Source organism: Delftia tsuruhatensis (assembly GCF_903815225.1).
Taxonomy (GTDB): domain Bacteria; phylum Pseudomonadota; class Gammaproteobacteria; order Burkholderiales; family Burkholderiaceae_C; genus Comamonas; species Comamonas tsuruhatensis_A.
Genome location: NZ_LR813084.1, coordinates 5,624,578 through 5,643,600 on the forward strand (window position 1 = coordinate 5,624,578; position 19,023 = coordinate 5,643,600).

Annotated in this window: 25 protein-coding genes; 1 reads left to right on the forward strand and 24 read right to left on the reverse strand. The window is 63.5% G+C overall.

Features of this window, described 5'->3' with window-relative positions; all coding sequences use genetic code 11:
• Positions 1-3 precede the first annotated feature (3 nt).
• The 24 genes from rplQ to L1Z78_RS25695 all read right to left on the reverse strand — a co-directional run bounded on the left by rplQ (position 4) and on the right by L1Z78_RS25695 (position 17,919).
• Positions 4-396 (reverse strand): 50S ribosomal protein L17, encoded by a 393-nt coding sequence (rplQ, locus tag L1Z78_RS25580; protein WP_012202979.1) that lies wholly within the window; start codon positions 394-396, stop codon positions 4-6.
• 186 nt (positions 397-582) lie between these two features.
• Positions 583-1,581 (reverse strand): DNA-directed RNA polymerase subunit alpha, encoded by a 999-nt coding sequence (locus L1Z78_RS25585; protein ID WP_012202978.1) that lies wholly within the window; start codon positions 1,579-1,581, stop codon positions 583-585.
• A 112-nt stretch (positions 1,582-1,693) separates the two neighbouring features.
• Complete coding sequence (rpsD, locus tag L1Z78_RS25590) at positions 1,694-2,317, reverse strand: 30S ribosomal protein S4 (RefSeq protein WP_012202977.1); 624 nt, start codon at positions 2,315-2,317, stop codon at positions 1,694-1,696.
• Between the two features lie 90 nt (positions 2,318-2,407).
• Positions 2,408-2,812 (reverse strand): 30S ribosomal protein S11, encoded by a 405-nt coding sequence (gene rpsK / locus L1Z78_RS25595; RefSeq protein WP_012202976.1) that lies wholly within the window; start codon positions 2,810-2,812, stop codon positions 2,408-2,410.
• Positions 2,813-2,830: 18 nt separating this feature from the next.
• The gene (gene rpsM, locus L1Z78_RS25600; RefSeq protein WP_234639135.1) at positions 2,831-3,196 is read right to left on the reverse strand and encodes a 30S ribosomal protein S13; all 366 of its coding nucleotides are present in this window, start codon (positions 3,194-3,196) and stop codon (positions 2,831-2,833) included.
• A gap of 22 nt (positions 3,197-3,218) precedes the next feature.
• Positions 3,219-3,332: a 50S ribosomal protein L36 gene (rpmJ, locus tag L1Z78_RS25605; protein WP_003050535.1), complete on the reverse strand. Its 114-nt coding sequence runs from the start codon at positions 3,330-3,332 to the stop codon at positions 3,219-3,221.
• A 128-nt stretch (positions 3,333-3,460) separates the two neighbouring features.
• Positions 3,461-4,780 (reverse strand): preprotein translocase subunit SecY, encoded by a 1,320-nt coding sequence (secY, locus tag L1Z78_RS25610; RefSeq protein ID WP_012202974.1) that lies wholly within the window; start codon positions 4,778-4,780, stop codon positions 3,461-3,463.
• A gap of 24 nt (positions 4,781-4,804) precedes the next feature.
• A complete protein-coding gene (gene rplO, locus L1Z78_RS25615) occupies positions 4,805-5,236 on the reverse strand; it encodes a 50S ribosomal protein L15 (protein ID WP_234642267.1) in 432 nt (143 codons plus the stop codon).
• Positions 5,237-5,247: 11 nt separating this feature from the next.
• A complete protein-coding gene (rpmD, locus tag L1Z78_RS25620) occupies positions 5,248-5,430 on the reverse strand; it encodes a 50S ribosomal protein L30 (RefSeq protein ID WP_234639136.1) in 183 nt (60 codons plus the stop codon).
• 14 nt (positions 5,431-5,444) lie between these two features.
• Positions 5,445-5,966 (reverse strand): 30S ribosomal protein S5, encoded by a 522-nt coding sequence (gene rpsE / locus L1Z78_RS25625; protein WP_234639137.1) that lies wholly within the window; start codon positions 5,964-5,966, stop codon positions 5,445-5,447.
• A 15-nt stretch (positions 5,967-5,981) separates the two neighbouring features.
• Positions 5,982-6,347 carry a 50S ribosomal protein L18 gene (gene rplR, locus L1Z78_RS25630; RefSeq protein ID WP_012202970.1) on the reverse strand — a complete coding sequence of 122 codons (366 nt, stop codon included), beginning with the start codon at positions 6,345-6,347 and terminating at the stop codon, positions 5,982-5,984.
• 11 nt (positions 6,348-6,358) lie between these two features.
• Positions 6,359-6,892: a 50S ribosomal protein L6 gene (gene rplF, locus L1Z78_RS25635; RefSeq protein ID WP_234639138.1), complete on the reverse strand. Its 534-nt coding sequence runs from the start codon at positions 6,890-6,892 to the stop codon at positions 6,359-6,361.
• Between the two features lie 22 nt (positions 6,893-6,914).
• Positions 6,915-7,310 (reverse strand): 30S ribosomal protein S8, encoded by a 396-nt coding sequence (rpsH, locus tag L1Z78_RS25640; protein WP_234639139.1) that lies wholly within the window; start codon positions 7,308-7,310, stop codon positions 6,915-6,917.
• Positions 7,311-7,330: 20 nt separating this feature from the next.
• Complete coding sequence (gene rpsN / locus L1Z78_RS25645; protein WP_234639140.1) at positions 7,331-7,636, reverse strand: 30S ribosomal protein S14; 306 nt, start codon at positions 7,634-7,636, stop codon at positions 7,331-7,333.
• Between the two features lie 8 nt (positions 7,637-7,644).
• Positions 7,645-8,184, reverse strand: coding sequence for a 50S ribosomal protein L5 (gene rplE / locus L1Z78_RS25650; protein ID WP_016449175.1), 540 nt, complete (start codon positions 8,182-8,184; stop codon positions 7,645-7,647).
• 10 nt (positions 8,185-8,194) lie between these two features.
• Entirely contained in the window at positions 8,195-8,515 is a 321-nt protein-coding gene (rplX, locus tag L1Z78_RS25655) for a 50S ribosomal protein L24 (protein WP_234639141.1), read from the reverse strand.
• A 10-nt stretch (positions 8,516-8,525) separates the two neighbouring features.
• A complete protein-coding gene (gene rplN, locus L1Z78_RS25660; RefSeq protein ID WP_120971765.1) occupies positions 8,526-8,894 on the reverse strand; it encodes a 50S ribosomal protein L14 in 369 nt (122 codons plus the stop codon).
• A 706-nt stretch (positions 8,895-9,600) separates the two neighbouring features.
• Positions 9,601-11,190 (reverse strand): glycerol-3-phosphate dehydrogenase/oxidase, encoded by a 1,590-nt coding sequence (locus tag L1Z78_RS25665; protein ID WP_234639142.1) that lies wholly within the window; start codon positions 11,188-11,190, stop codon positions 9,601-9,603.
• A gap of 361 nt (positions 11,191-11,551) precedes the next feature.
• Positions 11,552-13,285, reverse strand: a complete 1,734-nt coding sequence (locus L1Z78_RS25670; RefSeq protein ID WP_234639143.1) for an ABC transporter substrate-binding protein — start codon at positions 13,283-13,285, stop codon at positions 11,552-11,554.
• A 265-nt stretch (positions 13,286-13,550) separates the two neighbouring features.
• Complete coding sequence (locus L1Z78_RS25675; RefSeq protein ID WP_234639144.1) at positions 13,551-13,859, reverse strand: DUF2160 domain-containing protein; 309 nt, start codon at positions 13,857-13,859, stop codon at positions 13,551-13,553.
• A 195-nt stretch (positions 13,860-14,054) separates the two neighbouring features.
• Positions 14,055-14,870, reverse strand: coding sequence for a carbohydrate ABC transporter permease (locus L1Z78_RS25680; RefSeq protein WP_234639145.1), 816 nt, complete (start codon positions 14,868-14,870; stop codon positions 14,055-14,057).
• On the reverse strand, positions 14,863-15,759 hold the full coding sequence (locus tag L1Z78_RS25685) for a carbohydrate ABC transporter permease (protein ID WP_234639146.1): 897 nt from the start codon (positions 15,757-15,759) through the stop codon (positions 14,863-14,865). Before L1Z78_RS25685 ends, L1Z78_RS25680 begins: the two co-directional genes overlap by 8 nt.
• Entirely contained in the window at positions 15,756-16,838 is a 1,083-nt protein-coding gene (locus tag L1Z78_RS25690) for an ABC transporter ATP-binding protein (protein WP_234639147.1), read from the reverse strand. Before L1Z78_RS25690 ends, L1Z78_RS25685 begins: the two co-directional genes overlap by 4 nt.
• Before the next feature lies 1 nt (position 16,839).
• A complete protein-coding gene (locus tag L1Z78_RS25695) occupies positions 16,840-17,919 on the reverse strand; it encodes an ABC transporter ATP-binding protein (protein WP_234639148.1) in 1,080 nt (359 codons plus the stop codon).
• A gap of 268 nt (positions 17,920-18,187) precedes the next feature.
• Here L1Z78_RS25695 and L1Z78_RS25700 point away from each other — a divergent pair, with 268 nt between their 5' ends.
• Complete coding sequence (locus tag L1Z78_RS25700) at positions 18,188-18,952, forward strand: DeoR/GlpR family DNA-binding transcription regulator (protein WP_234639149.1); 765 nt, start codon at positions 18,188-18,190, stop codon at positions 18,950-18,952.
• The last annotated feature ends 71 nt before the right edge of the window (positions 18,953-19,023 follow it).

Consider the following 19,023-nt stretch of genomic DNA (forward strand, 5'->3'; position numbering starts at 1 on the left):
AGATTATTCAGCTGCCTTGGCTTCTGCAGCGCCTTCTTCAGCGCGTTCCACCAGTTCCACGAAGGCCATGGGGGCGTTGTCGCCCACGCGGAAGCCCATCTTCAGGATACGGGTGTAGCCACCGGGACGCTTGGCGAAACGCGGGCCCAGCTCGTTGAAGAGCTTGGTCACGCTGTCGCGGTCGCGCAGGCGGTCGAAAGCCAGGCGGCGATTGGCAACGGTGTCGACCTTGGCCAGGGTGATCATGGGCTCGATCACGCGGCGCAGTTCCTTGGCCTTGGGAACGGTGGTCTTGATGGCTTCATGCTCGATGAGCGAATTCATCATGTTCTTCAGCATCGCCAGGCGGTGCGAAGAGGTGCGATTGAGTTTGCGGAGGCCGTGACCGTGACGCATGGTGCTTTATTCCTAAGATATGTAATTAGGACTTGTGCAAACAAGGATGCAAGCCTGGACCCGTTACCGGATCTGCAGCTTGCCTCAACCGAATTTGCGCAAGTTGTTGATTAATTCGTGCAGCCGTATCAGGTACTGCCCGAGGCACTGAGGCTCTCCAAAAAGGAGAGCCCGTAATTATAGTGCTTAGCGCTTTTCCAGGCCAGCGGGTGGCCAGTTCTCGAGCTTCATGCCCAGCGTCAGACCGCGGGAAGCCAGGACTTCCTTGATCTCGTTGAGCGACTTGCGACCCAGGTTGGGGGTCTTGAGCAGCTCGTTCTCGGTACGCTGGATCAGGTCGCCGATGTAGTAGATGTTCTCTGCCTTGAGGCAGTTGGCCGAACGCACGGTGAGTTCCAGCTCGTCCACGGGACGCAGCAGGATGGGATCAAAGGCGGTTGCGGCACCACGGCCACCGGCCGGAGCATCGAAGACGCTGGCGATGTCGCCACCGTCCAGCTGTGCGAACACGGCCAGCTGTTCCACCAGGATCTTGGCGGAGGCGCGCACGGCGTCCTCGGCGGTGATCGCACCATTGGTCTCGATCTCCACCACCAGCTTGTCCAGGTCGGTGCGCTGTTCCACGCGGGCCGACTCGACGGCATAGCTCACGCGCTTGACGGGCGAGAACGAAGCGTCCAGCACGATGCGGCCGATCGACTTCGTGGACTCGTCGCCATAGCGGCGCACGTTGCCGGGCACGTAGCCACGGCCCTTCTCGACCTTGATCTGCATGTCCAGCTTGCCGCCTTGCGACAGGTTGGCGATGACATGATCAGGGTTGATGATCTCCACGTCATGGGGCGTCTGGATGTCGCGCGCCGTCACGACGCCTTCACCATCCTTGCGCAGGGACAGCGTCACCTCGTCGCGGTTGTGCAGCTTGAACACCACGCCCTTGAGGTTCAGCAGGATGTTGACCACATCTTCCTGGACACCGTCGATGGACGAGTACTCGTGCAGCACACCAGCAATCGTCACTTCCGTCGCTGCGTAACCCACCATGGACGAGAGCAGGACACGGCGCAGGGCATTGCCCAGCGTATGGCCATAGCCACGCTCAAACGGCTCCAGAACAACTTTGGCGCGGTTGTGGCCAAGCTGTTCGACATTGATTGTCTTGGGCTTCAGCAAATTCGTTTGCATGCAGACTTCCTCTCAATACCCCCGGCTCGTTACACCGGTAAGGCTGGTGAAGCACCCCAGCGCGATGCCTCGCGGCTGGGGGACGGTTTTACAGAAATGTCGCTGCTCAGGATTAACGCGAGTACAACTCAACGATCAGGGATTCGTTGATGTCAGCACCGAATTCGTCGCGGTCGGGCGACTTCTTGAACGTGCCTTCTGCCTTGTCGGCAGACACTTCCACCCATGCGGGGAAACCGACTTGACCAGCCAGTTGCAGGGCTTCGACGATACGAGCCTGCTTCTTGGACTTTTCACGCACGGCAACCACGTCACCCACCTTGACCATGTAGGAGGGGATGTTCACCGATTGGCCGTTCACCGTGATCGCCTTGTGCGACACCAGCTGACGCGCTTCGGAGCGGGTCGAGCCGAAGCCCATGCGGTACACCACGTTGTCCAGACGCGACTCCAGCAGCGACAGCAGATTGGCACCGGTGTTGCCCTTCTTCTTGTCGGCGGCTTCGAAGTAGCGGCGGAATTGCTTCTCCAGCACGCCGTACATGCGCTTGACCTTCTGCTTTTCGCGCAGCTGCAGGCCGAAGTCGGAAGTGCGCTGACCGGAAGTACGGCCGTGCTGGCCGGGCTTGGTGTCGAACTTGGACTTGTCGGCGATCGAGCGGCGTGCGCTCTTCAGGAACAGGTCGGTGCCTTCACGGCGGGAGAGTTTGGCCTTGGGGCCGATATAGCGTGCCACTTGATTTCCTTTGTGTCATCTACCGTGCGCAAACACGGGAGCCGCCCGCGATGTTACACATCTGGGCGGCGGTGGGCTTGGTGAAAAAGCTTAGATACGACGGCGCTTCTGAGGGCGGCAGCCGTTGTGGGGAACCGGCGTCACGTCAGCGATGGACGTGATGCGGATGCCGAGGGCGCCCAGGGCGCGGACCGAGGATTCACGGCCGGGACCGGGACCCTTGATTTCCACGTCCAGGTTCTTGATGCCCTGTTCGATGGCAGCACGACCAGCCACTTCCGAAGCCACCTGGGCAGCGAAGGGAGTCGACTTGCGCGAACCCTTGAAGCCCTGGCCGCCCGACGAGGCCCACGACAGAGCGTTGCCTTGGCGGTCGGTGATGGTGATGATCGTGTTGTTGAACGATGCGTGCACGTGGGCAATGCCGTCCGAGATGTTCTTGCGGACCTTCTTGCGAACGCGCTGTGCAGCGTTGTTTGCGGGAGACTTAGCCATAGTGATCTTTCAATCTCTTTATTTCTTCAAAGCCGCGGCACCCTTGCGCGGACCCTTGCGGGTACGGGCATTCGTGCGGGTACGCTGACCACGCATGGGCAGGCCACGACGATGACGGAAACCGCGATAGCAACCGATGTCCATCAGGCGCTTGATGTTCATCGTGGTTTCGCGACGCAGATCACCTTCCAGCGTCAGGGAAGCCAGCTGGTCACGGATCTTTTCCAGATCGCCGTCAGTCAGTTCCTTGATCTTCTTGGAATATGCGATGCCAGCGGCTTCGCAGATCTTGCGTGCAGTGGTGCGACCGATACCATAGATAGCGGTCAGGCCGATTTCAGCGTGCTGATGCGGCGGGATGTTAATGCCAGCGATACGTGCCATTATTCGTCCTCAAACTTTCCTATCAACCCTGGCGCTGCTTGTGGCGCTGGTCCGTGCAGATCACTCGCACCACACCCTTGCGGCGGATGATCTTGCAGTTACGGCAGATTTTTTTGACCGAAGCCGAAACTCTCATTTCATTCTCCTAAAACTCTACATCCGTTGCGGCCTATCGACCGGGATACTTGCCCGCGATAGATCGAATGGGCGTCTACTAACTCTTACTGGACCCGCCGGCACCGCCGGCCAGGCCCATCACTTAGTTCAATTGCCAAGTGTCGCTTTGAAGTTCGCCTTTTTGAGGAGCGATTCGTACTGCTGCGACATCATGTAGTTCTGCACCTGGGCCATGAAGTCCATGGTCACCACCACGATGATCAGCAGTGATGTGCCACCGAAGTAGAACGGGACGTTGTACTTCAGGATCAGGAACTCGGGCAACAAGCACACGAAGGTGATGTACACCGCGCCAGCCAGGGTCAGGCGAACCAGGATCTTGTCAATGTAGCGGGCCGTCTGGTCACCGGGACGGATCCCGGGGATGAAGGCACCACTCTTCTTCAGGTTGTCGGCGGTTTCCCGGCTGTTGAACACCAGGGCCGTGTAGAAGAAGCAGAAGAAGATGATGGCAGTGGCATAGAGCATCACATAGATCGGCTGACCGGGGGTCAGCGTACTGGCAATGTCCTTCAGCCAGCGCATGGATTCCCCTGCACTGAACCAGTTCACGACGGTCGCCGGCAGCAAGATGATCGAGGAAGCGAAGATGGGAGGGATGACCCCGGCCATGTTCAGCTTCAGCGGCAAGTGCGAGGACTGGCCGCCATACACCTTGTTACCCACCTGACGACGCGCATAGTTCACCAGGATCTTGCGCTGTCCCCGCTCGACAAACACGACGAAGTACGTCACGGCTGCCACCACGAGGACGATGAAGATCGCGGCCAGGATGCTCATGGCACCGGTGCGCACCAGCTCCAGCAGACCACCGATGGAACTCGGCAGACCTGCGGCGATACCTCCGAAGATGAGGATCGAGATGCCGTTGCCCAGACCACGTTCCGTGATCTGTTCACCGAGCCACATCAGGAACATGGTGCCGGCCGTCAGGCTGACCACCGCCGTGAGGCGGAAGCCGAAGCCAGGGCTCAGAACCAGACCTGCCGAGCTTTCCAGAGCCACGGCAATTCCCAGGGACTGAAAAATCGCCAGGCCCAGAGTGCCGTAGCGGGTGTACTGGGTGATCTTGCGACGACCCGATTCACCTTCCTTCTTCAGCTGCTCGAATGTCGGGACCACGTAGGTCATGAGCTGCATGATGATCGATGCCGAGATGTACGGCATGATCCCCAGTGCGAACACCGTGAAGCGCGACAGCGCCCCACCCGAGAACATGTTGAACAGATTGAGAATGCCGCCCTGCTGGCCATTGAACAGCTGCTGCAGCTGCGCTGGGTCGATGCCCGGCACGGGGATATGCGCCCCGATGCGGTAAACGACCAGCGCGAGCAACAGAAAAACCAGGCGGCGGCGAAGATCGCCGAATTTTCCGGTTTTTGCAATTTGAGCTGCGCTAGTAGCCACGGATGTCTTCTTTCAGAACTTTAATCAGGCGATGCTGCCGCCGGCAGCTTCGATGGCGGCCTTGGCGCCGGCGGTGGCGCCGATGCCGCTGAGCTTGACAGCCTTGCTGATTTCACCGCTCTTGATGACCTTGACCACCTTGGCGATTTCACCAACCAGTCCGGCCTGCTTCAGAGCTGCCAGATCGACTTCGGCCAGGCCGAGCTGTTCCAGGGCGGACAGGGTCACTTCTGCATTGAACTTCAGCAGATGCGACTTGAAGCCACGCTTGGGCAGACGGCGCTGCAGAGGCATTTGACCGCCTTCGAAGCCCACCTTGTGGTAGCCGCCCGAACGCGACTTCTGGCCCTTGTGACCACGGCCGGCGGTCTTGCCCAGGCCGGAGCCGATGCCACGGCCGACACGGCGCTTGGCATGCTTGGCACCCGCTGCAGGCTTGATGCTATTGAGTTCCATCATCAATCCTTTCAGAGGACTTTGACCAGATAGCTGATCTTGTTGATCATGCCGCGCACGGCAGGCGTGTCCTGCAGTTCGCTGACGCTATTGAGCTTGCGCAGACCCAGGCCACGGACGGTGGCGCGGTGCGATTGCTTGGTGCCAATGGGGCTGCGCACCAGTTGCACCTTCACGGTTTGTTGCGTTGTCATGTGATTGACTCCGATCAGGCGGTGAAGATGTCTTCAACCGACTTGCCGCGCTTGGCTGCCACTTCCGCGGGGGTCGTGGAGTTCTTCAGAGCGTCAAAAGTCGCGCGGACCATGTTGTAGGGATTCGACGAGCCATGGCTCTTGGCCACGATGTCGGTGATGCCCAGCACTTCGAAGACGGCACGCATCGGGCCGCCAGCGATGATGCCGGTACCCTTGGGAGCGGGGTTCAGCATCACGGATGCTGCGCCATGCTGGCCCATCACGGTGTGATGGATCGAGCCGTTCTTCAGGGACACCTTGATCATGTTGCGACGGGACTCTTCCATCGCCTTTTGCACGGCGGCAGGCACTTCCTTGGACTTGCCCTTGCCCATGCCAACGCGGCCATCGCCGTCGCCAACCACGGTCAGTGCAGCGAAGCCGAGGATACGACCGCCCTTCACGACCTTGGTGACGCGGTTCACCGCGATCATTTTTTCGCGCAGACCGTCGTCACGACCTTCGTCTTGCACCTTGGGAGAAAACTTTGCCATTTCTATCCGCTCCGCTTAGAACTGCAGGCCCGCTTCACGAGCGGCTTCTGCCAAAGCCTTCACGCGGCCGTGGTATGCGAAACCAGCGCGATCGAAAGCCACTTTCTCCACGCCGGCAGCCTTGGCCTTCTCGGCAATGCGCTTGCCGATCAGCGTGGCGGCAGCCACGTTGCCACCCTTGCCGATGGCGCCCAGCTGGGTGCGCACTTCGGCTTCGGCAGTGGAAGCAGAAGCCAGCACCTTGGTGCCATCTTCCGACACCACGCTGGCGTAGATGTGGAGGTTCGTACGGTTCACGCTCAGACGCGCCACGCCTTGCTGTGCAATGCGGATACGGGTCTGGCGGGCACGACGCAGACGCTGCTCTTTCTTGGTCAACATAATGCAGCTCCTTACTTCTTCTTGGTCTCTTTGATCACGACCTTCTCATCCGAGTAACGGATGCCCTTGCCCTTGTAGGGCTCGGGGGGACGAACGGCACGGATCTCAGCAGCCAGTTGGCCAACGACCTGGCGGTCGGCACCCTTGACCACGATTTCCGTGGGGGTCGGGGTGGCGACGGTGATGCCGGCCGGCATTTCGAAGTTCACCGGGTGCGAGAAGCCGATCGCGAGGTTCAGCTTGTTGCCCGAGGCGGCGGCCTTGAAGCCCACGCCGACCAGCGACAGCTTCTTCTCGAAGCCCTTGCTCACGCCCACCACCATGTTGTTCACCAGCTGACGCATGGTGCCGCTCATGGCGTTGGCTTCGCGCGAGTCGTTGACGGGCTCGAAAGACAGCTTGCCTTCGTTGTTGGAGATCTTCACCAGCACGTTCTGGGCCAGCGACAGCGAACCGCCGGTACCCTTCACGTTGATCTGGTCAGCCTTGATGGACACATCCACGCCTGCGGGGATGGCCACGGGAGTCTTTGCTACGCGAGACATTTCAGTATTTCTCCTTAATGTCTTAGGCCACGTAGCACAGCACTTCGCCGCCCACGCCGGTAGCGCGTGCCTTGCGATCCGTCATCACGCCCTTGGGAGTGGTGACGATGGCCACGCCCAGGCCGTTCATGACCTGGGGGATTGCGTCGCGGCCCTTGTACACGCGCAGGCCGGGACGGCTCACGCGCTCGATGCGCTCGATCACCGGACGGCCGGCGTAGTACTTCAGGGTAATTTCGAGTTCGGACTTGCCAGCGTCGGTCTTCACCTGGAAGCCGTCGATGTAGCCTTCATCCTTCAGCACCTGGGCGATGGCAACCTTGACCTTGGAGGAAGGAGCCGACACGGTGGCCTTGGAGACCATTTGTGCGTTGCGGATGCGGGTCAGCAAGTCAGCGATGGGATCACTCATGCTCATGTTTAATCTCTCCTGCTTGCTTACCAGCTGGCCTTGGTGACACCGGGGATGTCGCCGGCGAAGGCCAGTTCACGGATCTTGGCGCGGCCCAGACCGAATTGACGGAAGGTGCCACGGGGACGACCCGTGATCTCGCAGCGGTTGCGCTGGCGAGTGGGGTTCGCGTTACGGGGCAGCTTTTGCAGGCCCAGGCGAGCGGCTTCGCGCTCTTCGTCGCTGCGCTTTGCGTCAGCGGCGATCGCCTTCAGTTCTGCGTACTTGGCAGCGTACTTGGCTGCCAGCTTTTCGCGCTTCAGTTCGCGCTGAATCAATGCAACTTTAGCCATGCGCCACCTCAGTTCTTGAAGGGGAAACGGAAAGCGGCGAGCAGTGCCTTGCACTCGTCGTCGGTCTTTGCCGTGGTCGTGATGCTGATGTTCAGACCACGCAGAGCGTCCACCTTGTCGTACTCGATTTCGGGGAAGATGATCTGTTCCTTGACGCCGACGTTGTAGTTGCCGCGACCGTCGAACGAACGGCCGGAGATACCACGGAAGTCACGCACGCGGGGCAGAGCCACGGTGACGAAACGGTCCAGGAATTCGTACATCTGAACGCCGCGCAGGGTCACCATGCAGCCGATGGCCTGGCCTTCACGGATCTTGAAGCCGGCGATAGCCTTCTTGGCCTTGGTCACCACGGGCTTCTGACCAGCGATCTTGGTCAGGTCGGCCACGGCGTTGTCCATCACCTTCTTGTCGGCCACGGCTTCGCTCACACCCATGTTCAGGGTGATCTTGGTCAGGCGGGGCACTTCCATGGTGGAGGTGTAGCCGAACTTTTCCTTGAGTTCAGCCGCGATCTTTTCGCGATACAGTTTTTGCAGTCGTGCCATGTGTTACCCCTTAGGCCGCCTTGATTTCGGCGCCGTTGGACTTGAACACGCGAACGCGCGTGCCGTCGGCTTGCACCTTGATGCCCACGCGATCGGCCTTGCCGGTCGCTGCATTGAAGATGGCCACGTTGGACTGGTGGATGGGCATGGCCTTTTCCACGATGCCGCCGGTGGTGCCCTTCATGGGGTTCGGCTTGACGTGCTTCTTCACCAGGTTGATGCCTTCGATCAACAGGTGGGAGTCGTCCTTGCGTGCCGAGACCACGCCTTGCTTGCCCTTGTCACGGCCGGTCAGCACGATGACTTGGTCGCCCTTGCGAATCTTGTTCATGGTGCTTCCTTTAGAGAACTTCAGGTGCCAGGGACACGATCTTCATGAACTTTTCGGTACGCAGTTCACGGGTCACGGGGCCGAAGATGCGGGTGCCGATAGGCTCCAGCTTGGCGTTCAGCAGAACGGCGGCATTGCCGTCGAACTTGACGAGCGAGCCATCGGCGCGGCGAATACCCTTCGCCGTGCGGACCACCACTGCGCTGTAGACCTCGCCCTTCTTGACGCGGCCACGCGGAGCAGCTTCCTTGATGCTCACCTTGATGATGTCGCCCACACTCGCATAGCGACGATGAGAACCGCCCAGCACCTTGATGCACTGAACAGACTTCGCGCCGGTGTTGTCGGCAACCTCTAACCGAGATTCTGTTTGGATCATTTCAATATTCCCAACTTGCTCCAGCAAACACTCGACAGCCCCAGAGTCTTCTCAAGGGCCGCGAGCAGCCAGTCAGTCTTGGGCCCGTCGTCCACGCCGAAAACCATTTCTCGGCGCTTCCACTGGGCAGATAACTTCACGATTTTCACGTGAAGCATGGGATTGTCCCAGAAAATCCTTTGCGCGTCAAACCCTTAGCAGCTTTCCCTACCCCTGGCCACGAGCGTTGCGCGCCCCCCACAGGATCGCCACCTCTTCAGGGGCTTCCAGGGCCAGCCGGTCGGCTGCCGCATGCTGGCCGCACATAAAAAAACCGAGCCACGCGGGCTCGGCAAAGGGTGGCAGACTCAACGCAATCGTTGGCGGTGGACGCAGGAAGCTGCCGCCCCGCCACAACACCGTGATGCAGACACCGCGAAGGCCCCGAAGGACCGTCGCCCCGGACTCGGGCAGAGCCCTCGCCCGACGGAAAACGGACTTGCAAGCGCTTTCCTCATCGTTCTCCCCCCTCATCAGCCTTGGAGTGGCTGTTATCCGAAGGGATCCGCAAGGGATCCAGACCCGATTTTGATACATAAAAACAATCGATGACAAGTTTTGATAAATTTTGACAAACAAGGCACGCCGCGACGCACCATGCAAAAGTGCCCTGCAATGCAGGGCACTTTTGCAACGAAGCCAGCCGTCGGCGGCGGTTGCAGCCGTCTCAGGCCGGCAGGTATTGGCTCGCCAGCGCCATGAAGCTTGCAAGTGCGGCGTCCTGCCCCAGTTCCTCCTGGAGAATGGCCGCCACGCGCGGCGCCACCTCGGACGCCTTGCGCGCATCGAGGAACAGCAGGCGGCTGCGGCGCGCGAGCACGTCCTCCACCGTTCGCGCATATTCGAAGCGCGCGGCGAAACGCACCATGGCCTCGCTCAGGCCGTCCGCCAGCCATTCCTCGGCACCCGGCAGCGCAGCGACGGCCGCCGCCTCCGTGCCATACGAGTGCAAGCCCTGCACCTGGCTCATGCGGTGATGGACGGCAGACTCGGCCGGCGCACCCGCCAGAGGCAGGTGCACGGTGACGCCGCCCGGGCGGTGCGGCAGGCGGCCGATGGCGAAGCATTCGGACAGCACGTCCTCGGCCATGGCGCGGTAGGTGGTCCACTTGCCGCCGGTGACGGTGACCAGGCCGGTGCGGCTGGACATGACCGTGTGCTCGCGGCTGATCTTCTTGGTGTTCTCGCCGTCGTCGTCCTGCGGCTTGACCAGCGGGCGCAGGCCCACCCACATGCTGCGCACATCGGCCAGCGTGGGCTGGCGCGTGAGGTAGCGGCCGGCCTCGGTGAGGATGAAGTCCAGTTCCTCGGCAAATGGCAGCGGTTCGCGCGCCAGGTCGTTGCGCGGCGTGTCGGTGGTCCCCAGGATGACCTTGCCCAGCCAGGGAACGGCGAACAACACGCGACCATCGGCCGTCTTGGGAACGAGCAGCGCATGGTCGCCGGGCAGGAAATCGCGGTCCACGACCACGTGCACGCCCTGGCTGGGCGCGACCATGGGCTTGACGGGACGGCCCTGGGCCTCGGCATCCTGCTGGCGGAACAGGTCCACCCAGGGGCCGGTGGCGTTGACCACGCACCTGGCGCGCAGCGTGAAGCGGTTGCCGGTCTCGCTGTCCTCGCAGACCAGGCCGGCCACCTTGCCGTCCTCGTGCAGCAGTTCCCGGGCCGGGCAGTAGTTGACCAGCAACGCGCCCCTGGCGGCCGCCGTGCGCGCCAGCGCCAGCGCCAGGCGCGCATCGTCGAACTGGCCGTCCCAGTACTTCACGCCGCCCTTGAGGCCTTGCTGGCGCACGGTAGGCAGGCACTTGACGGTGCTGGAGCGGGAGAGGAATTCGGTGGCGCCCAGGCCGGCCTTGCCGGCCAGCGCGTCGTACATCTTCAGGCCCACGCCGTAGAACGGCGTGTCCAGCAGGCGGTAGGACGGCATCACGAAGGCCAGCGGCTGGGCCAGATGGGGCGCGTTGTGCAACAGCGTGGTGCGCTCGTGCAGGGCTTCACGCACCAGCGCGATGTTGCCCTGGGCCAGATAGCGCACGCCGCCGTGGACCAGCTTGGTGGCACGCGAGGACGTGCCCTTGGCAAAGTCATGCGACTCCACCAGCACCACCTTGAAACCGCGCGCCGCAGCGTCCAGGGCCACACCCAGCCCGGTGGCGCCCCCGCCGATGATGGCCAGGTCAAAGGTTTCGGGCTGGGCCAGGCGTTCCAGCAGGGCAGCGCGGCCGGTGGGCAAAGGGGAAGCAGCGAGGGACATGGATCTTCGACGGAGGAGATGGAACCTAAGTTAACAGGGCGCCATGTAGCCGCCATGTCAGCACCCGGTACGCCACGCCTGCGCCCAATGCGAAGGGGACGGAATCGGGTTTTCCGCTATTTTCGCTCGTTTTTGTATTTTTTTCTTCGCTATCTTTCGTTTCGTGTTTTTGGCGACCCAGGACGCCCAACGATGGACTGTGGTGCCAGCGCAGGGTATTGCGCCCAAAGCCGACGCGGCCCAACTCAGGGACGCCGAGCAAGAGCCGCCTCGCGGCGAGGGCGTCGCCGGCTGCCCGTACGCCCCCCTCCCCCGCGAAGCGGGTAGAGAGGGGGAAGGCGCGCAAGCGCCTCAGGGGGTGCTAACGCACCTTGCCGTTTTTCCAGGCGTTGAGCAGCGTGTCATACGCAATCGTCTCGCCCTTGGGCTTCTCGTTGGCCAGCTTCTTCCAGGGCGCCTGCTTGTCGCTGAGCCACTTGGCGGGGTCGCCCTTGGGATTGAGCTTGGGCGCGCACTGGGCCATGCCCGCGCGCTGCAGGCGGGCCATGACCTGGTCCATTTCCTCGGCCAGGTTGTCCATGGCGCCCTGGGGCGTCTTCTCGCCCGTGACCGCCTGGGCCACGTTCTTCCACCACAGCTGGGCCAGCTTGGGATAGTCGGGCACGTTGTTGCCGGTGGGCGTCCAGGCCACGCGGGCGGGACTGCGGTAGAACTCCACCAGGCCGCCGAGCTTGGGCGCCATGTCGGTCATGGCCTTGGAACGGATGTCGCTTTCGCGGATGGGTGTCAGGCCGACGATGGTCTTCTTGAGGCTGGCGGTCTTGGCCGTGACGAACTGGGCGTAGAGCCAGGCGGCGGCCGTGCGGTTGGCGTCGTGGTCCTTGAAGAAGGTCCAGCTGCCCACGTCCTGGTAGCCGTTCTGCATGCCGTCCTTCCAGTAGGGTCCGTTGGGGCCGGGCGCCATGCGCCACTTGGGCGTGCCGTCGGCATTGACCACGGGCAGGCCGGGCTTGGTCATGTCGGCCGTGAAGGCCGTGTACCAGAAGATCTGCTGGGCGATCTGGCCCTGGGCCGGCACGGGGCCGGACTCGCCGAAGGTCATGCCCATGGCTTCCTTGGGCGCGTACTTCTTCATCCAGTCCACGTACTTGGTCAGCGCGAACACGGCGGCCGGCGAGTTGGTGGCGCCGCCGCGCGAGACCGAGGCGCCCACGGGCGTGCACTTGTCGTCGGCCACGCGGATGCCCCACTCATCGACGGGCATGCCGTTGGGAATGCCCTTGTCGGCCGCGCCCGCCATGGACAGCCAGGCATCGGTGAAGCGCCAGCCCAGCGATGGGTCCTTCTTGCCGTAGTCCATGTGTCCGTAGATGGGCTTGCCGTCGATCTGCTTGACGTCGTTGGTGAAGAACTCGGCGATGTCCTCGTAGGCGCTCCAGTTCAGCGGCACGCCCAGGTCATAGCCGTACTTGGCCTTGAACTTGTCCTTGAGGTCCTTGCGCTCGAACAGGTCGGCGCGGAACCAGTAGAGGTTGGCGAACTGCTGGTCGGGCAGCTGGTAGAGCTTGCCGTCGGGCGCCGTGGTGAAGCTGGTGCCGATGAAGTCCTTGATGTCCAGGCCCGGATTGGTGAATTCCTTGCCCGCGCCGGCCATGTAGTCGGTCAGGTTCATGATGCGGCCATAGCGGTAGTGCGTGCCGATCAGGTCGGAGTCGGAGATCCAGCCGTCGTAGATGGACTTGCCCGACTGCATCGAGGTCTGCAGCTTCTCGACGACGTCGCCTTCCTGGATCAGGTCGTGCTTGACCGTGATGCCGGTGATCTCGGTGAAGGCCTTGGCCAGCGTCTTGCTCTCGTACTCGTGCGTGGTGATGGTCTCGGAGACCACGGAGATTTCCTTGACGCCCTTGGCCTGCAGCTTCTTGGCCGCCTCGATGAACCATTTCATCTCGGCCATCTGCTGGTCCTTGGACAGCGTGCTGGGCTGGAACTCGGAATCGATCCACTTCTTCGCCTCCGCCTCGCCCGCCCAGGCCGCCTGGCCCGCCGCCAGCAGGGCCGCCGCCAGGGCAATGGTGTGAAGTCGCTGTTTCATCTGCCGTCTCCTAGATTCTTGCTGTCTCCCCGACCTGCACATGCACCAGCGGGCCCCGGGGGAGCGTCGGGCCCGGCTGTTGAGAAAAGCTTCAAATATTCATGGCGCTGCGCATAGAGCAGGCATGTCCCAAGCGAGGGGCAGCGAGCAAGGGCCTGAGCCGGCCGCGCCGTCCCGCAGCGAGGCTGTCGTTCCCCTCCCGCGAAGCGAGAGAGGGCGCCGTGCAACGGGGGAAGGCGCGCAGCGACTCAGGGGGTGCGTCATTTCAGCCCTTGCGCATGACCAGGGCCAGGACCAGCATGGACAGCACGAAGCTGATCCACACCGAGGGCTCCGCCTCCAGCGAGAACCACTGCGCCATCCTCTCGCCCAGGCCCACCCAGGCCAGATTCACATAGGCTGCCAGCAGCAGCCCGATGAACAGCCGGTCCCCGCGCGTCGTCGCCATCGGCAGCCAGCCCTTGCGCAGTACCGTGGGACTGCGCAGCTCCCACAGCGTCATACCCACCAGCATCAGCACGATGCAGCTGAAGAACACCGCCACCGGCAGCGTCCAGGCCATCCAGGAAAACATGAGTGAGTCCTTTCAGCAATCCAACGTCAGCGCCACCGAGCTTCGAGACTGGCAGAGCCCAACTCAGAGACACCGAGGAAGGGCCTATGCCGGCCGCGCCGCCCCGCACCGAGGGTGTCGCCGGCTGCCCGTACGCCCCCCTCCCGCGAAGCGAGAGAGGGGGAAGGCGCGAAGCGACTCAGGGGGAGCCACATGTCACACCCTCCCCATGGCAAAGCCCTTGGCGATGTAATGCCGCACGAACCAGATCACGATGGCGCCGGGCACGATGGTCAGCACCCCGGCCGCCGCCAGCGTGGCCCAGTCCATGCCCGAGGCCGAGACGGTGCGCGTCATGGTCGCCACGATGGGCTTGGCATTGACGCTGGTCAGCGTGCGCGCCAGCAGCAGCTCCACCCAGCTGAACATGAAGCAGAAGAAGGCCGCCACCCCCACGCCCGCCTTGATCAGCGGCAGGAAGATGGTCAGGAAAAAGCGCGGGAAGGAGTAGCCGTCGATGTAGGCCGTCTCGTCGATCTCGCGCGGGATGCCGCTCATGAAGCCCTCCAGGATCCAGACGGCCAGCGGCACGTTGAACAGCAGGTGCGCCAGGGCCACGGCGATGTGCGTGTCCATCAGCCCCACCGTGGTGTAGAGCTGGAAGAAGGGCAGCAGGAACACGGCCGGCGGCGTCATGCGGTTGGTCAGCAGCCAGAAGAACACATGCTTGTCGCCCAGGAACTGGTAGCGCGAGAACGCATAGGCCGCGGGCAGGGCCACGGTCAGCGAGATCACGGTGTTGATGGCCACATAGATCAGGCTGTTGATGTAGCCCGAGTACCAGGAGGCATCGGTGAAGATGGTTTGGTAGTTGGCCCAGGTGAAATGCCGGGGCCACAGCGAGAAGCTGGACAGGATCTCCTCGTTGGTCTTGAAGCTCATGTTGACCATCCAGTAGATGGGCAGCACGGCGAACAGCAGGTAGGCGACGAGGAACAGCGTGCGCTTGTGGAAACGGCCTTCGTCATTCATGTCCAGCCCCCTCCTTGTCGGCGGTGCCCACGCGCTGCATCCAGTTGTAGAGGATGAAGCACAGCAGCAGGATGATGAGGAAATAGATCAGCGAGAAGGCCGCCGCCGGTCCCAGATCGAACTGGCCCACGGCCTTTTGCGTGAGGTACTGCGACAGGAAGGTGGTCGCATTGCCGGGCCCGCCGCCGGTGAGCACGAAGGGCTCGGTGTAGATCATGAAGCTGTCCATGAAGCGCAGCAGCACGGCGATCATCAGCACGCCGCGCATCTTGGGCAGCTGGATGTAGCGGAACACGGCGAACTTGCTGGCACCGTCGATGCGCGCTGCCTGGTAGTAGGCGTCGGGGATGGAGCGCAGGCCCGCATAGCACAGCAGCGCCACCAGCGGCGTCCAGTGCCACACATCCATCACCAGCACCGTGAGCCAGGCATCGGTGGCATTGCCCGTGTAGTTGTAGTCCACGCCCAGGGTGTTGAGCGCAGCGCCCAGCAGGCCGATGTCGGCGCGGCCGTAGATCTGCCAGATGGTGCCGACCACGTTCCACGGAATCAGCAGCGACAGCGAGACCACGACCAGCACGGCCGAGGCCTTCCAGCCCTGGGCCGGCATGGACAGCGCCAGCGCGATGCCCAGCGGGATTTCCACCAGCAGCACGGCCAGCGAGAACGTGATCTGGCGCAGCAGGGCCGAGTGCAGTTCCTCGTCGCGCATGACCTGGGCAAACCATTCCGTGCCGACGAACACGCGCCGGTCGGGGCTGATGATGTCCTGCACCGAGTAGTTCACCACCGTCATCAGCGGGATGATGGCCGAGAAGGCCACGCAGACGATGACCGGCAGGATCAGCAGCCAGGCCTTCTGGTTGACGGGCTTGACGGTCTGGCTCATGCCTGCAGCTCCTCGTTCAGGTAATAGCAGGTATGGGGGCCCTGCAGCTGTACCCATACCGTCTCGCCCACGGCGGGCAGGAAGGCATCGGCGCCGCAGCGCAGCTTGAGCAGCCGCGCGCCCAGGCGCGCCACCAGCAGCTGGTGCGTGCCCACGTCCTGCACGCGTTCCACCGTGCAGGCCACGGCGCCGGACGCATCGGGCGAAGCCAGGGCCAGGTACTCGGGACGTATGCCCAGGCTCAGCGGCAGGCCGGGCGCCACGTGCGCCAGCGCGGCAGGAAGCGGCAGGTACTGGCCCTCGGCCAGCAGCCGGCCGTCCTCGCGCAGCAGGGGCACGAAGTTCATGCCGGGCGAGCCGATGAAGTGCCCCACGAAGGCATGGCTGGGCCGCTCGAACAGCTGGGCCGGCGTGCCCACCTGCACGGCGCGCCCGCGCGTCATGACGACGACCTGGTCGGCAAAGGTCAGGGCCTCGACCTGGTCGTGCGTCACATAGATCAGCGTCAGCCGCAACTCATGGTGGATCTGCTTGAGCTTGCGGCGCAGCTGCCACTTGAGCTGCGGGTCGATCACGGTGAGCGGCTCGTCGAACAGCACGGCCGAGACATCGGGCCGCACCAGGCCCCGGCCCAGCGAGATCTTCTGCTTGGCATCGGCCGACAGGCCGGCGGCGCGCTGGTCGAGCTGGCCGCTCATCTCCAGCATCTCGGCGATCTGGCCCACGCGCTCGCGGACGCGGTCCGCCGGCATGCGGCGGTTCTTCAGGGGGAAGGCCAGGTTCTCGGCCACGGTCATGGTGTCGTAGATCACCGGGAACTGGAACACCTGGGCGATGTTGCGCTCCTGGGGCGTGGCGTGCGTCATGTCGCGGCCGTCGAACAGCACCTTGCCTTGCGACGGCACGAGCAGGCCGGACATGATGTTCAGCATGGTGGTCTTGCCGCAGCCCGAGGGACCGAGCAAGGCGTAGGCACCGCCATCCTCGAAGACCATGTCCAGCGGCAGCAGCGCGTAATCGCTGTCCTGCTGCGGGTCGGGCTTGTAGGAGTGCGCGAGATCGAGTTGTATGCGGGCCATCTCAGCGTCCTCCCGGCCGCGCGGGGGCCCGCAGCAGTGCGCCATCCGCGCCGAACACATAGGCCTGTGCCGGGTCCAGGTGCAGCGTGACTGCGCTGCCCAGCTCCAGGTGGTGCACGCCCGTGACCTGGGCCACCAGTTCGCCCCAGGGCGTGGTCGCATGAACGAAGGTGTCCGAGCCCGAGATCTCGGCCAGCTCGACACGGCCGGGCAATGCCAGGTCCGCGGGCCGTGCCTGCAGCCGCAGGGCGCTGGCGCGCAGGCCCAGCGTCAGGCGCTCCATGCCGGCGGCCTGCGCGCCCAGCGCCGCGGGCAGCCGGGCGCCCCCGGGCAGCTCCAGCCCGCCCTCCACGGCCCGCGCCGCGATCAGGTTCATGGGCGGATCGCTGAAGGCCCGCGCCACGCGCAGCGAGTTGGGCTGGTGAAAGACTTCGGCCGTAGGCCCGTACTGCAGCAGTTCGCCCTCGTGCAGCACGGCGGTGTAGCCACCCAGCAGCAGGGCCTCGCCGGGTTCCGTGGTGGCGTAGACCACGGTGGAGTCACCCGTGGCGAACAGCTGGCTCAGTTCCTCGCGCAGTTCCTCGCGCAGCTTGTAGTCCAGGTTGACCAGGGGCTCGTCCAGCAGCATCAGCGGCGCGCCCTTGGCCAGGGCCCGTGCCAGCGCCACGCGCTGCTGCTGGCCACCCGACAGCTCGGCCGGCAGGCGGTCCAGGAACATGTCGATGTGCAGCCGCTCGGCCAGGGTGCGCACGCGCTGCGCCACATCCCGGTCGCCGCGCAGCTTCAGGGGGGAGGCGATGTTGTCCGCCACCGTGAGCGAGGGATAGTTGATGAATTGCTGGTAGACCATGGCCACGTTGCGCTCGCGCACCGGCATGCCGGTCACGTCGGTGCCATCGACACGGACCCGCCCCTCCGAGGGCACATCCAGCCCGGCCATGATGCGCATCAGGCTGGTCTTGCCGGCCTGCGTGGCCCCCAGCAGCACGGTCACCGCGCCGCTTTCCAGTTCCAGATGCATGGGGTGCAGCCAGGTCTGGCCACCCACGCGCTTGCTGATTGCCTCCAACACCAGTTCCACGACCGCCCTCACTGACGAGGCCGCCTGCAGGGGCAGCGATTGAACAAGGAGAAACACGGGCCTCGGCGCAGCGGCTCGCGCCACATCCGAAAGCAAGAATGCGTTCATTTTTGTTCTTTCCGGGTCGAAGCCCATCAACACATACCCTAGGTGCTGTTCTTTTTTCTTCGTTTTAAAGTTCTCCAATCCACGGCCCGCCGGGACAAATGCGCTATAACCCAGTCGCCCCGCCCTGTTTGCCCGAGAACGCCCTAGCCCTGGAATCGCCGTGAATACCAATCCCCGACAACTACAGCTGCTCGATGAAGTGCGCAGCCGCCAGTCCACCTCGGTGGAGCAACTGGCCGATATCCTGGGCGTGACCCTGCAGACCGTGCGCCGCGATATCCAGAAGCTGGCCGATGCCGGCCTGCTGGTGCGCTTTCATGGCGGCGTGCGCGTGCCCAGCGCCACGGTGGAGAACCTGGGCCACACCCAGCGCCAGGTGCTGCATGCCGAGGGCAAGGCCCGCATCGCGCGCGCCGTGGCCGAGGCGATTCCCAACGGCTGCTCGCTGATCCTCAACATCGGCACGACCACCGAGGCCGTGGCCCAGGCCCTGCTCAAGCACCGGGGCCTGCGCGTGATCACCAACAACCTCAACGTGGCGGCCATCCTCAGCTCCAACGCCGACTGCGAGGTCATCGTGGCCGGCGGCGTGGTGCGCACGCGCGACCGGGGCATCGTGGGCGAGGCCGCCGTGGACTTCATCCGCCAGTTCAAGGTGGACATCGCGCTGATCGGCATCTCGGCCATCGAGCCCGACGGCAGCCTGCGCGACTTCGACATGCGCGAGGTCAAGGTGGCCCAGACCATCATCGCCCAGTCGCGCGAGGTCTGGCTGGCGGCCGACCACAGCAAGTTCAGCCGCCAGGCCATGGTGGAGCTGGCGCGCCTGGACCAGATCGACCGCCTGTTCACCGATACCGCGCCCCCTGCCCCGTTCGACGCACTCCTGCGCGAAGCCGAGGTGCAATGCGTGGTGGCGCAATAAGCTCCCTGGAGCCGCTGCGCACCTTCGCCGGAAGACGCGCGCACCCGCTCCGCTTTTTCTTGGATACCGCA